The sequence below is a fragment of the Maribacter litopenaei genome (genome assembly GCF_025244665.1).
In the GTDB taxonomy this organism is placed as follows: Bacteria; Bacteroidota; Bacteroidia; order Flavobacteriales; family Flavobacteriaceae; genus Maribacter; species Maribacter litopenaei.
The window spans coordinates 1,751,272-1,764,174 of sequence record NZ_CP104205.1 but is presented as its reverse complement, the minus strand read 5'-3'; the positions used below and the strand labels follow the sequence as shown (position 1 = coordinate 1,764,174).

13 protein-coding genes and 2 pseudogenes are annotated in these 12,903 nt (G+C 38.0%); 7 read left to right on the top strand and 8 right to left on the bottom strand.

Annotation, left to right across the window (positions count from 1 at the left end; translation table 11 throughout):
• Positions 1-21 precede the first annotated feature (21 nt).
• The 7 genes from NYZ99_RS09415 to NYZ99_RS09385 are packed head-to-tail and all read left to right on the top strand — an operon-like array spanning position 22 to position 5,240.
• Positions 22-909 carry a 3-hydroxyacyl-CoA dehydrogenase family protein gene (locus tag NYZ99_RS09415; RefSeq protein ID WP_260575027.1) on the top strand — a complete coding sequence of 296 codons (888 nt, stop codon included), beginning with the start codon at positions 22-24 and terminating at the stop codon, positions 907-909.
• A gap of 5 nt (positions 910-914) precedes the next feature.
• Entirely contained in the window at positions 915-1,574 is a 660-nt protein-coding gene (locus tag NYZ99_RS09410; protein ID WP_260575026.1) for a YggS family pyridoxal phosphate-dependent enzyme, read from the top strand.
• 44 nt (positions 1,575-1,618) lie between these two features.
• Positions 1,619-2,500: an exonuclease domain-containing protein gene (locus tag NYZ99_RS22910; protein WP_420845210.1), complete on the top strand. Its 882-nt coding sequence runs from the start codon at positions 1,619-1,621 to the stop codon at positions 2,498-2,500.
• The gene (locus NYZ99_RS22905; protein ID WP_260575336.1) at positions 2,491-2,979 is read left to right on the top strand and encodes a hypothetical protein; all 489 of its coding nucleotides are present in this window, start codon (positions 2,491-2,493) and stop codon (positions 2,977-2,979) included. Before NYZ99_RS22910 ends, NYZ99_RS22905 begins: the two co-directional genes overlap by 10 nt.
• Positions 2,980-2,982: 3 nt before the next feature.
• Complete coding sequence (locus tag NYZ99_RS09395) at positions 2,983-3,843, top strand: ion transporter (protein ID WP_420845221.1); 861 nt, start codon at positions 2,983-2,985, stop codon at positions 3,841-3,843.
• Complete coding sequence (gene miaA / locus NYZ99_RS09390; protein ID WP_260575024.1) at positions 3,836-4,762, top strand: tRNA (adenosine(37)-N6)-dimethylallyltransferase MiaA; 927 nt, start codon at positions 3,836-3,838, stop codon at positions 4,760-4,762. Before NYZ99_RS09395 ends, miaA begins: the two co-directional genes overlap by 8 nt.
• Positions 4,749-5,240 (top strand): gluconokinase, encoded by a 492-nt coding sequence (locus NYZ99_RS09385; protein WP_260575023.1) that lies wholly within the window; start codon positions 4,749-4,751, stop codon positions 5,238-5,240. Before miaA ends, NYZ99_RS09385 begins: the two co-directional genes overlap by 14 nt.
• A gap of 56 nt (positions 5,241-5,296) precedes the next feature.
• Here the strand turns inward: NYZ99_RS09385 and NYZ99_RS09380 are convergent.
• The 8 genes and pseudogenes from NYZ99_RS09380 to recN form a co-directional block, all read right to left on the bottom strand.
• Positions 5,297-6,009: pseudogene (locus NYZ99_RS09380) on the bottom strand (response regulator transcription factor).
• Between the two features lie 5 nt (positions 6,010-6,014).
• Positions 6,015-7,595 carry a sensor histidine kinase gene (locus tag NYZ99_RS09375; protein WP_260575022.1) on the bottom strand — a complete coding sequence of 527 codons (1,581 nt, stop codon included), beginning with the start codon at positions 7,593-7,595 and terminating at the stop codon, positions 6,015-6,017.
• Positions 7,596-7,677: 82 nt separating this feature from the next.
• Positions 7,678-8,262 carry a dephospho-CoA kinase gene (gene coaE / locus NYZ99_RS09370; protein ID WP_260575021.1) on the bottom strand — a complete coding sequence of 195 codons (585 nt, stop codon included), beginning with the start codon at positions 8,260-8,262 and terminating at the stop codon, positions 7,678-7,680.
• An 85-nt stretch (positions 8,263-8,347) separates the two neighbouring features.
• Positions 8,348-8,521 carry a hypothetical protein gene (locus NYZ99_RS09365; protein ID WP_260575020.1) on the bottom strand — a complete coding sequence of 58 codons (174 nt, stop codon included), beginning with the start codon at positions 8,519-8,521 and terminating at the stop codon, positions 8,348-8,350.
• Entirely contained in the window at positions 8,508-9,308 is an 801-nt protein-coding gene (locus tag NYZ99_RS09360) for a CdaR family protein (protein WP_260575019.1), read from the bottom strand. Before NYZ99_RS09360 ends, NYZ99_RS09365 begins: the two co-directional genes overlap by 14 nt.
• The gene (locus NYZ99_RS09355; protein WP_260575018.1) at positions 9,305-10,321 is read right to left on the bottom strand and encodes a glycosyltransferase family 2 protein; all 1,017 of its coding nucleotides are present in this window, start codon (positions 10,319-10,321) and stop codon (positions 9,305-9,307) included. Before NYZ99_RS09355 ends, NYZ99_RS09360 begins: the two co-directional genes overlap by 4 nt.
• A gap of 48 nt (positions 10,322-10,369) precedes the next feature.
• Positions 10,370-11,176, bottom strand: coding sequence for an enoyl-ACP reductase FabI (locus NYZ99_RS09350; RefSeq protein ID WP_260575017.1), 807 nt, complete (start codon positions 11,174-11,176; stop codon positions 10,370-10,372).
• Positions 11,177-11,250: 74 nt separating this feature from the next.
• Positions 11,251-12,903 (bottom strand): annotated as a pseudogene (gene recN / locus NYZ99_RS09345) (DNA repair protein RecN).

Sequence of the window (12,903 nt, the reverse complement as noted above, 5' to 3'; positions counted from 1 at the left end):
ATTTTTTGAAAATAAATTAAAATGAAAAAAATTTCGGTTATAGGTGCGGGAACTATGGGTAATGGAATTGCCCATGTTTTTGCTCAGAACGGATATCAGGTTCACCTTATTGATATTAATGATAAGGCTCTAGAAAAGGGGTATATGAATATCTCCAAAAATTTGGATCGAATGATTGCCAAGGATAAGATTTCTGATGGGGATAAAAAGAATACCTTGAAGAGGATTACCACTTTCACCAATCTACAAAAGGGAGTTGACCAAGTTGATGTCGTAGTTGAAGCCGCCTCTGAAAATTTAAACTTAAAGTTGGATATTTTCAGAAAACTAGATGCTTTTTGTGCGCCAAAAACGATATTGGCCACTAATACTTCTTCCATCTCCATAACCCAAATAGCTTCGGTGACTTCGAGGCCCGATAAAATAATCGGGATGCATTTTATGAATCCAGTTCCCATTATGAAGTTGGTAGAAATTATCCGTGGTTACAGCACAACGGACGAAACCACGGAACAAATAATGGAGTTGTCCAAAAAATTGGGTAAAACACCCACAGAAGTGAATGATTACCCAGGTTTCGTGGCCAATCGCATTCTAATGCCCATGATTAATGAAGCCATTGAATCTTTGCACCATGGTGTCGCTGGTGTACAAGAAATTGATACAGTAATGAAATTGGGTATGGCCCACCCTATGGGGCCATTGCAATTGGCAGATTTTATAGGACTGGATGTTTGTCTTTCCATCATGAAGGTAATGTACGATGGTTTTAAAAATCCTAAATATGCCCCATCACCATTATTGGTAAATATGGTTATGGCAGGCAAACTAGGCGTAAAATCCAAGGAAGGCTTCTATGATTACTCGAAAAACAACAAAGCAGAAACCATCTCAAATCAGTTTAAATAATACCTATGTCCATAGCGGAAAACCTTAAGGAGATAAAAAAAGAAATTCCGGAACATGTAACCTTGGTCGCTGTTTCCAAAACAAAGTCTAATTCAAATATTTTAGAAGCCTATAACGAGGGACAAAGGATATTCGGAGAAAACAAGGTACAGGAAATGACCCAAAAGTGGGAGGAACTCCCCAAGGATATCAAATGGCATATGATCGGACATGTACAGCGTAATAAGGTAAAATACATGGCGGAGTACGTGGCACTAATTCATGGTGTAGATAGTCTAAAATTGTTAAAGGAAATAGATAAACAAGCAAAGAAATACAATCGGGTTATCCCATGTCTCTTACAAGTACATATTGCCGAGGAAGATACTAAGTTTGGTTTTGACGAAAATGAAATTATCGAGTTAGTGAAAAGCGTAGAATTTAAAAAATTGGAGCACATACGGGTTGATGGATTGATGGGTATGGCTACATTTACGGATAACATGTCACAAATAAGGAGGGAATTCAAGACCTTGGAGCAATTATTCCAAGACTTGAAAAAAAACCTTCCCCAGCTATCCATACTTTCTATGGGTATGAGCGGTGATTTTCAAATAGCCATCGAGGAAGGAAGTACCATGGTACGTATTGGAAGCAGTATCTTTGGTGAGAGGATTTACAATTAACAGGGGTTCTCTTCACATTAGAAAATCAGATTGAAATTATTTTTATGTACGCTATACTGGATATAGAAACGACCGGGGGAAAATTCAATGAGGAAGGCATCACAGAAATTGCGATACATAAATTTGACGGTCATACCGTTGTGGATACTTTCATCAGCCTCATTAATCCTGAAAAGGAAATACAGCCATTTGTGGTCAATCTTACGGGCATCAACAACAAAATGCTCAGGACGGCTCCAAAGTTTCACGAGGTAGCCAAAAGAATTGTAGAGATAACGGAAGATACCGTAATTGTAGCACATAATGCACAGTTCGATTATAGAATCCTGCGCACAGAATTCAGGAGATTGGGGTATAATTACCAACGAAAGACCCTCTGCACAGTCGATTTATCAAAAGTTCTTCTTCCGGAGGCCGAATCCTACAGCCTAGGAAAGTTGGTGAGGTCTTTGGGGATTCCCGTCAGCGACCGCCATAGGGCCAACGGTGATGCCTTGGCTACGATAAAACTATTTAAGCTACTACTGGCGAAGGATTCGAAAAAGACCATTATACAGGATGTGATAAGAAAAGAGGCACATGGTGAACTTTCGGAAAAGCAATTGGACATCGTTCAAAGTATGCCCAATGAAACGGGGGTTTTCTATATACATAACAAAGACGGTGATATCATCTACCTTAGTAAAAGTACCGATATCAAAAAAAAGGTGAACCAACTATTTACGAAATCAGGAGACCGTGCTAGAAAACTGACCAAAGACACCGTAAAGGTTACTTATGAAAAGACAGGTAGCGAACTGGTGGCACTCGTTAAGGAGCATCAAGAGCTTTTGAAAAATAGGCCAAAATACAATACGATTCCCGAGAAAAAATGTTCTCCCATACCTTATGCCTATCTAAAAATTCCCATGGATATTTGGAGTTAAAATCAACGGTCATAAGTAAGTGCCCCGATCCATGGGGATACTTCAACGGGGAATTCAGTGCAAAGAATCATCTATTCAAAATTACTAGGGAATTCAATCTTTGCGATAAGGTAAATGGGTTTAGTGAGGCAAGGGAAAATTGCTCAAATTATTCCGAAGGTAAATGCAACGGGGCCTGTATACAAAAAGAGGATACTACAGCGTATAACGATAGGGTTATGGAGGCCCTCCACAAGTATACCCTGAAGGACAAGAATGTGCTTTTAGTGGACAAAGGCCGAGAGCTGGGAGAAAATTCCGCCACAATGATCAGAAAGGGGTCTTTGGTCGGCGTAGGTTATTACGATCTTAATCATCAAATAAATAATATTCATATCTTAGAAACCTTGATAACCCCAATGAATGGGACGCATAACGCCAATTTTATCATTGAGTCCTATTTACGAAAGAAGAAAATACTTAAAACGATTTCACTGTAGGTCATATTGAACAAGAAGGATAAAAATACTGGTTGGAAAAATAAGCTCCATGAGATAATATACGAGGCGGACACCCCTTTGGGAAAATGGTTTGATATTGTTCTCATCATAATAATCCTGTTTAGTGTTCTTTTAATAATGCTCGAAAGCGTCAAAAGTATTGACGCGAAATATCACCAAACATTATTGACTCCAGAGTGGGTTGTGACAATATTCTTTACGGTCGAATATATTGCACGCATTATCTGTATTAGGAAACCTGCGAGATATATTTTTAGTTTTTATGGAATCATCGATTTTTTATCCACTATTCCACTATATCTATCCTATATACTTGCTGGGTCACAAGTACTCCTAGCGGTACGTGCTTTCAGATTACTACGGGTCTTTAGAATATTAAAACTTGTCCAGTTTCTAGGGGAGGCATCTCAGTTAAAAAGTGCCCTAAAGGCAAGTAGGGCCAAAATTACCGTTTTTCTTTTTGCAGTGTTGATACTGTCCGTCATGTTAGGCACCTTGATGTATATTGTTGAGGGAGATGAAGCAGGATTCACTAGTATTCCTACCAGTATTTATTGGACTATAGTTACCTTGACCACGGTGGGGTACGGAGATATTGCACCTATTACCCCACAAGGGCAACTTATTGCCACCATAATTATGTTATTGGGTTACGGTATTATAGCGGTACCTACAGGAATCGTTACAGTTGAATTTGGAAAAAGGAGCAAGAATAAAAATGGGGAAGAAAATATTGAGCATTTTGTGCATGTTAATACTCAAGCCTGTCCCGCTTGCTCCAAGGAAGGCCATAGAGACGATGCCAGCCATTGTTATAATTGCGGAAGTCTGTTAAATGAATAAAGTACTAATTTCCATTACGGGGCCTACAGCCATTGGAAAGACGAGGTTAGGTATTCTTTTGGCACATCATTTTAATACAGAAATAATCTCTGCTGACTCACGTCAATTCTTTAAGGAAATGGCGATTGGAACCGCGGTTCCTTCTAAAAATGAAATGATGGCAGCTGTTCATCATTTTATCCAACACAAAAGTATACAAGAGCCTTATTCTGTAGGTGATTTTGAAAGGGACGCTTTGAGAAAATTGGATGAATTATTTCTGAAGCATCAAGTAGTGATTATGGTGGGCGGTAGCGGACTTTATGTTGATGCCGTTACCAAGGGCCTGGATACCTTTCCCAAAGTAAATCCTTCAGTTAGAAAAAAATTAAACAATGAATTGGTCGAAAATGGTATTGAAGCGCTACAGTCTAAACTGAAGGAGTTGGATCCCAATCACTATAAAAACATAGATATTCAAAATCCACACAGAATCATCAGGGCCTTGGAAATTTGCATTGGCACGGGCAAACCTTATTCCAGTTTTTTAAATCGACCAAAAACCGAACGAAGATTTAAAGTTTTGTCGGTTGGGTTGCATGCTGATAGAGCCATAGTCTACGAAAGAATCAATACTCGCGTAGATTACATGATGGAAGAAGGACTTTTAGAAGAGGCAAAGGCACTAACCAAACACAGGGACCTAAATGCCCTACAAACTGTGGGTTACAAAGAACTTTTTGAATATTTGGATGGAAATTGGACCTTGGATTTCGCCATTTCCGAGATTAAAAAAAATACGAGGAGGTTTGCAAAAAGACAAATGACATGGTTTAAAAAAAATAATGAAACCCATTGGATAGATTATAATTATAGGGATAATGAAATGATTGTCCTAATTGATAAGGCCGTAGAAAATTTACAAAATGAAGCAACCTAAAATTATATTTGTTATGGGGGTTTCCGGGAGTGGAAAGTCAACCATAGGCAAACTTACGGCTGAAAAACTGGGTTATTCGTTTTTCGATGGAGACCATTATCATCCAAAATCCAATATTGATAAAATGAGTAAAGGAATTCCTCTTGATGACACCGATAGAAGAGGATGGCTTGAAACATTAAATGGTTTAGGAAGAGAGCACCGGCAAAACGGTGCGGTAATCGTATGTTCAGCCTTAAAATCAACCTATAGGGAAATCCTAAGGGCTGGCATTGAGAATAGTCTCTTTCTATTTCTGAAAGGTACTTTGGACCGGATTAACAACCGCCTAAGCCTAAGAAAGGGTCATTTCATGCCCAAAGAATTACTGCAATCACAATTTGAAACTTTGGAAGAGCCTGTTGATGCGCTTGTAGTTTCTATTGATGATACCCCGGAGGAAATCGTGCATAGGGCAATTCATTTACTTTCAAATTAAAAAAGCACCTGATTAAAGGTGCTTTTCTTATTCTGTAAATTAGTTGGGATATTATTCTATTCATCCTCATTTTTGATGACCAATCGGAATCCTTCCCCGTGGATATTCAAAATCTCCACACTATCATCCCGTTTTAGGTATTTTCTAAGTTTAGCAATATACACATCCATACTTCGGAAGTAAAGTAATTGTCATCCCTCCAAATCTTGGTCAATGCCAATTCCCTTGGCATTAAATCGTTTTCATGAAGTGCCAATAGTCGTAAAAGTTCATTCTCTTTTGGCGACAATTTTATCGCTTCTTCATCTTTATACTTTAAGAAACGAAGTTTTGAATTAAGGTGAAACCCTCCTATCTCAAACTCGAATTTCTTACTGTCCGCCAGACTACTAGACGCTTTTCTTTGAAGTATTGCTTTAATTTTCATCAAAAGCACTTCAGAATCAAAAGGTTTGTTCAGATAGTCATCAGCACCTGCTTTATATCCTTTTAGCACATCCTCTTTCATCGTCTTTGCCGTCAAGAAAACAATGGGGACATTTTCATTCTTTTCCCTTATTTCCTTTGCCAAAGTAAACCCATCCTTATAAGGCATCATGACATCTAGAATACAGATATCAAAATTATCCTTTTTAAACTTCTCGAATCCCTCCATTCCATTCTTGGCCAAGGTTACATCAAAGTCGTTCATAGACAGATAGTCCTTAAGCACAATTCCAAAGTTTGGGTCGTCCTCTACTAAAAGTATCTTTTTATTTACTGTTTCCATAATTTTTAAATTAAAGGGATTTTAATATAGAAAGTGCTTCCCTTATCTTTTTCACTTTCGGCATAAACTTCCCCTTGATGATCGTCTACTATTTTTTTAACGTATGCCAAGCCGAGACCATGACCTTTTACGTTATGAATATCTCCTGTATGTTCTCTATAAAATTTTTCAAAAACTCTTTTTAATACGGCCTTGCTCATTCCAGCCCCTTGATCCTGCACCTTAATTACAATGTTATTTTTTACAACTTCGGTATACACATCAATTTTTGGAGCATCAATCGAGTATTTAATTGCATTATCCAAAATATTTACAATAACATTGGTGAAATGCATCTCGTTAGCCAAAACTTCAGATCGAGGTGCATCCAAATGTGTTTCAATGTATCCACCCCTGTCCTGTACGATAAGTTCAACGTGTGTGATGGCGTCCTCTATTATGTCGTGAGCGTCTACCCTATCCTTACTAATATCCAATTGGTTTTTTTCCAATTTGGAAATACGTAGAACATTTTCCACTTGTGCATGCATACGTTTGTTCTCGTCCCTAATCATTTGCAAATAGCGCGATACTTTTTCTTGGTCGCCAATAATCTTAGGATTTCTAATAGCCTCTACAGCCAAATTTATGGTGGCAATAGGGGTTTTGAACTCGTGTGTCATATTGTTAATAAAATCCGATTTTATTTCAGAAATCTGCTTTTGTCTAATTAACTGGTATATGGCCCCTGAGTAGGCAATAACAATAATTAGGGTGAACAACAATGACAACAACGCCAAACCTAAAATGGATTGTACCAAAAAACGTTTTTTCTTAGGAAATGAAACCAAAAGGTCAAAATTTGAAACTCCATCAAAGTCCGTAAAAAGTGGCGATTTATAAATATTGGCTTCGCTATACTTGAACTTTCGGGATTTCAACTTGGTAGGCAGGCCATTGCTATAAACCCCGTACTCAAACTCGATATCTACTCCCCTATCTTCCAATTCCCTTTGTACCAGCAACTCAATTTCCTGTTTGGATACACGTTTGTGTATGGGTACCCTTTTGGCATAGGTCGTAAACAAATCCTCCATGGCTATCTTATCTACATCCCTGAGCCCACCGATTTTCTCAATTCTCTGTATCGGTGTTAGGCGAAGTGCTTTTCCGTCTATATCATAATCTTCCCTAAATATTGAAGTGGTTCGCTTGGTCGTATAATTTTTTATGAAAGTGGTGTCACCCACTTCACCATTATCAAAGAACGTTGAAGAAATGCCATAATCCTCCTCAAGGATACCGTGTTCATATAACAACACCTCATTGGAATTGACATCCCGATCAATGAAAAAGAAATTTCTAAATTGTGTCTCTTTCAATTCCCCGATACTATCTTTTGCGTAAAGATATCTATCGAAATAATTTTTTTTCTCCCGCTCCTCTATCTGATTGGTAACACTATTGAGAGCCTCAGAAACAACATTAGAAAATTGCTCTTCTTTGTTCTCCACAGATTTTTTTATCCAAGAACTTTGGATGAAAATTAACCCAATGAGAGAAAGGCTCATTAGAACTACCAAGAGAACAAATAACCTCTTATTCATTATTATGTTAAAATTAATTATTTACAGGAAAGCCGAAGTACGTTTAACCAAACCTTAACACAAATGTTAAAATTTGCCGGCCTTAGCAAAAATCAAGGATGGCCCGATGTACTTGAGCAACTCTTTCCCTTGTTTTTATTAAGTCTCTGTTTTTAATTACATAGTCAGCCAAAGATATCGTTTCATCGTCTTTCAATTGATTTTTCATCCTTGCTAGTATGTCTTCCCTAGTAGAATTGTCACGCGCCAACAATCTATTTATCCTTACTTCCTTGGGAGCTATCACCAGCACTATCTTATCATAAAAATCTTGAGCTTTGTTTTCAAACAAAAGAGCGGTTTCTTGAACTACATAAGGATAATCCTGTTTTTTAGACCATTTTTCAAAGTGCTTTCTAACGGCCGGGTGTACGATTTTGTTTAACTTTTTTAGTAATACCCCATCATTGAAAACTGCCTTGGCTATCATGGAACGATTCAGTTCTCCATCTATATAGGCAGAATCACCAAATAGGCCTATCAATTTTTTCTTGACAACTTTAGAGGAGTGCATTAATTTTTTTGCTTCCAAATCAGAGTTGTAAATAGGTACACCCAACTCTCCAAACATTTTGGCCACAGTGGTCTTTCCACTACCAATTCCACCAGTAAGGCCAATTATTTTCATGAGTTTGAAATTCTTTTATCCATACACCATAGGCAACATACAACTGGGTTGTTTTCCCATTATCATAAATTTATAGCTAGATGTTTCACTCCTTTTTTAATATAAATTCAATTTCTTTTGTTCTAAGAACGGCATTATTGATATTTTCCGGTTTTTCCTTCAATTCCAAGGACAACATATTTTGATTGCTATCACCAACCTTCTTATAATCTGCCGTTACCATGAAATCATCTGGTGTAATGTCCTTAAGTATTTCCAATTGGGCTTGGCAAACCACTTGAACAGCATCTCGGGAACATTCTAACTTGAACACTATCCGGAAGGTTCAACATATTGACGGGCACTTCAAATATTTGCTCTGCAAACCGATATACCTTCCCTGAGATTGTCACCGATGAAGGATTAAAATTAGTTTCACTTAACTCCCGCGACTTGACCAAGGTAACTTTCTGAGAAAAATCAGCATCTATATTTTTCAGCTCTATGAAAGAAGAATATACACTTTGAATAGTATCAATTTGCACTTTTGGCCCTTTAACTATAATAGATTTTGGATTTATTACCAAAGAATCCATCAGGACGTGATTTTTTGCAAACGTAATATTTAGCCTAGGTAAAACAGGTACTTCTTTGGATTCTAAGGAGGTGAATTTTACAAAAATAGTGTCGTTGTCCATTTCCAACAATTCCATATCGTTGGACAATTGTCCTTGTATCTGCCTTCTATATATTGATGGAGGTATAAAATAACGATTGTCCTTTTTTCTTACCTCCGAAAGGTTTATTTGTATATTTTTCTTTCTAATACCAAAACCAATAAATTGAAAACCTACTGCCCTAACCCTTACTTGTAGTTCACTTTTTGGTGTTTCGGACAAAAGAAACTCTTGTGGTACATTCACATAGGTCAGATTAAAGGAAGTGGTTCCCGTAAAAGTTTGGGCGAGATTATTAACGAACCAAGCTAGAAAGGAAAAAAATAAAAAGACCAAGAATACCTTGACCTTTCTCTTTTTTAAACCTGTTTTAATTCTTTCTAAAATCACGATTTGTCCTTGGTTTTAAAAAATAATTTTGGAAAAAGCTCCTCTCGAGTCTTACTACTAAATGTAGTATAAATAGTAGACTTCAAAAAACCAAAACCATAGCCAAGAAATTGTACCAATGTTGCAAATACCGACATGAAAGCAACATTTATTTTTTTTGTCTTGTACAAGGCATCTAACAACAACACTAAAAAATACAGAAAAAAGCAAATTAGGGGTGCTATAACACCTAAAAAAGCGAGCGCTATAGAAACCATGAACGCCGTAACAAATATTGAAGGAAACCAATAGGTCAATTTTGCTGTTTTGGGATGCCATGTATTTAATATGGGTCTTACCGGACCAAACTTTTTTACCTGTATGTAAAATTTATTCCAGTCTATTCTCCTTTTATGATACACAAAGGCTTCCGGTATCAATTTGGTATCATATCCTTTTTCCCAAATTCGAATGGTCAAATCAGGATCTTCACCCGGATGGATATTTCCGTAACCTCCCGTACGTTCAAAGGCCTCTTTGGAGATGCCCATGTTAAAACTTCTTGGTTGAAATTTGTTTACAGAATTTCTTTTTCCCCTTATACCACCAGTGGTTAAGAAGGAAGTCATGGCATAGTTAATGGCCTTTTGAACATTTGTGAAGGAAGAATGTGCAGCATCCGGCCCACCATAACAGTGTACAAATTCCTTAGAAAGACTATTTTCTGCTTGTTCTAAATATTGAGGGGGTACAATACAATCAGAATCCAAGACGACAAAGTAATTCCCTTTGGCCAATTTCATACCATAATTACGTGAGTCACCTGGACCGGAATTCGGTTTTTGATAATAGGAGATATTCAATTGGTCGGTAAAACGATTCACTACTTCCTTAGCAGGAATCGTAGAGCCATCTTCTACAATTACCACCTCAAATCTCTTGGAATAAGTCTGTAATAAAAGGCTTTCCAAGAGTTCCTCTATTTCATTGGGCCTGTTAAATACTGGAATTATAAACGAAAATGATAAATTCATTTTAAATTTTCATGCATTGTAAGGCCCTAGAAATCTCTGTATGTCCTTTTAGAATTTATCTATGACCTCCTGGCTAACCCCTGTATTGGAAAACCCACCATCATGGAAAAGATTTTGCATAGTCACTTTTCTCGTGAGATCTGAAAACAAGGTAAGTGTATAATCCGCACAATCCTGGGCAGTGGCATTACCCAAAGGAGACATTTTCTCCGCATAATTAATAAATCCGTCAAACCCTTTAATTCCCTGTCCCGCTGTTGTAGCGGTTGGAGATTGAGAAATGGTGTTAACCCGGACCTTTTTCTCCTTTCCAAAGAAGTAGCCAAAACTACGCGCCACGGATTCCAAATAGGCCTTATTATCGGCCATATCGTTATAGTCGGGAAAAGTACGTTGTGCGGCCATGTAGGTAAGGGCTACAATACTGCCCCATTCATTCATGGCATCGTTCTTATATAAAGATTGCATTACTTTATGGAATGAAAGCGCAGAAACATCCCATCCCTTGGCCGTAAAATCATAGTTCTCGTCGGTATAAGCTCTTCCTTTTCTCACATTTACCGACATACCAATAGAGTGAAGTACAAAATCCAATTTACCACCCAAAATCTCCATGGATTTGGTCACTAAATTTGACAAATCCTCCTCATTGGTAGCATCGGCTGGAATAATTTCAGAACCCGTTTTCTCGGCCAATTCTTTGATTTGACCCATTCGCATGGCTATTGGTGCGTTGGTCAAAACAAAGGTTCCACCTTCCTCATGTACTCGTTGCGCCGTTTTCCAAGCTATAGAATTCTCGTCCAAAGCTCCAAATATGATTCCTTTTTTTCCTTTTAATAGATTGTAAGCCATGTTTGTTGGTTCTTAGTGTTGCTAATGGATCAAAGATATTTAAAATATACCAATCCGATTTTAAGCAACTACAATTAATTTAACAATTGTCCGGCGTGTGCCGGAGCTGAATCCGTGAGTTCATTGCCACCTAACATCCGGGCAAGTTCCACGACCCTTTCATCATTCGAAAGCTTGCGCATGTTGGTCCGGGTGCCTTGGGCCTCATCGGTCTTAAATACTTTAAAATGATGGTTGCCCTTTGAAGCCACCTGTGGAAGATGCGTTATGGAAAATACCTGCATGTCCTTGCTCATTTCCTTCATGATATCCGCCATTCTATTTGATATTTCTCCGAAACCCCTGTATCTATCTCATCGAACATGATGGTGGGCAATTTTTCATATTTGGCTAGAATGGACTTGATAACCAACATGATCCTTGAAAGTTCCCCACCGTAAGCCACTTTTTTTAGCTCTCCATAATCACTTCCCTTATTAGCGGTAAATAGAAAGGAAAGTTCATCCATTCCATTGATTTTAAATGTATCTGTACTATCTAAATAGATATTGAATGAAGCACTGGGCATACCCAGTTGGGACAAATCCAATTCCAACTGACTTTTTAAACTAGGAATAACGGCGTTCCTTTTCTCCCTTATCACCAGCGCCTGCTCCTCCAATACCGATTCCAAATCTTGAAGTTCCCTAGTTTTAATCGAAATTTTTTCATCTACATGGGCTGTTTCAAAGGCCTTTTGCGAAAGTTCCTCCTTGATTTGAATCAATTCCGAAATCTCCGAAACTCCATGCTTTTTTTGTAAGTTGTACAACAACTGAAGCTTGGCATTGGTTTCTTCCAATAGTGCCGGATTGGATTCTACCCCGTCCTGAAATGCCTGAAGTTCAGAGTTGATATCATCCATCTCAATATAAACAGATTGTATTCTCTCGTGCAGGTTTTCATATTGTTTACCAAAACCTGATAATCTGGATAATGTACTTTTTAATTCCGAAAGCAAGGTTGTTACGCCAATCTGCTCATCGTTCATAAGTTGTTCCCCTTTGGACAGCTCCTCCATAATCAACTCTACGTTGTTCAACTGCTCATACTGCTCCTCCAATTCCTCTAAGATGCCTTCTTTCAAAGGTGCCCCTTCTAACTCTGTCAACAGGAAATCATTATAGTCCTGTTCCTTCAATGCACTATTCGCGGAAATCGATAAGGTCCTGTAGTTCCTTTTTAGTGGATGTATATTTTGACAGTGTCTTCCTAAATTCGGAAAGGCGGTACTTATTGTCCGCTAGGGCATCAATTAATTTTAGCTGAAAATCGTTTTCGGTCAACCGTAACGTCTGATGCTGTGAGTGAATATCTATCAACCGATCACCTAATTGAGACAGCACATCCAAGGTTACAGGCGTATCATTGATAAAGGCACGTGACTTACCACTAGGCAAAATCTCCCTTCTAATGACCGTGCTATCCTCATAATCCAGATCGTTTTCTTGAAAAAAGGATTGCAAACCATAGTCCTTAATTTGAAAATAAGCTTCTATGACACACTTTCGATCTTTATCCCTCAGGGAAGATAAATCTGCTCTTTTTCCCAATACCAAGGAAAGACCGCCCAAAAAGATGGATTTACCTGCACCTGTCTCTCCTGTAATGATGGTAAAACCAGTGTCCAGATCTACTTCCAAACTATCGATCAGTGCGTAATTGTCAATGGAAAGATTGGTCAACAA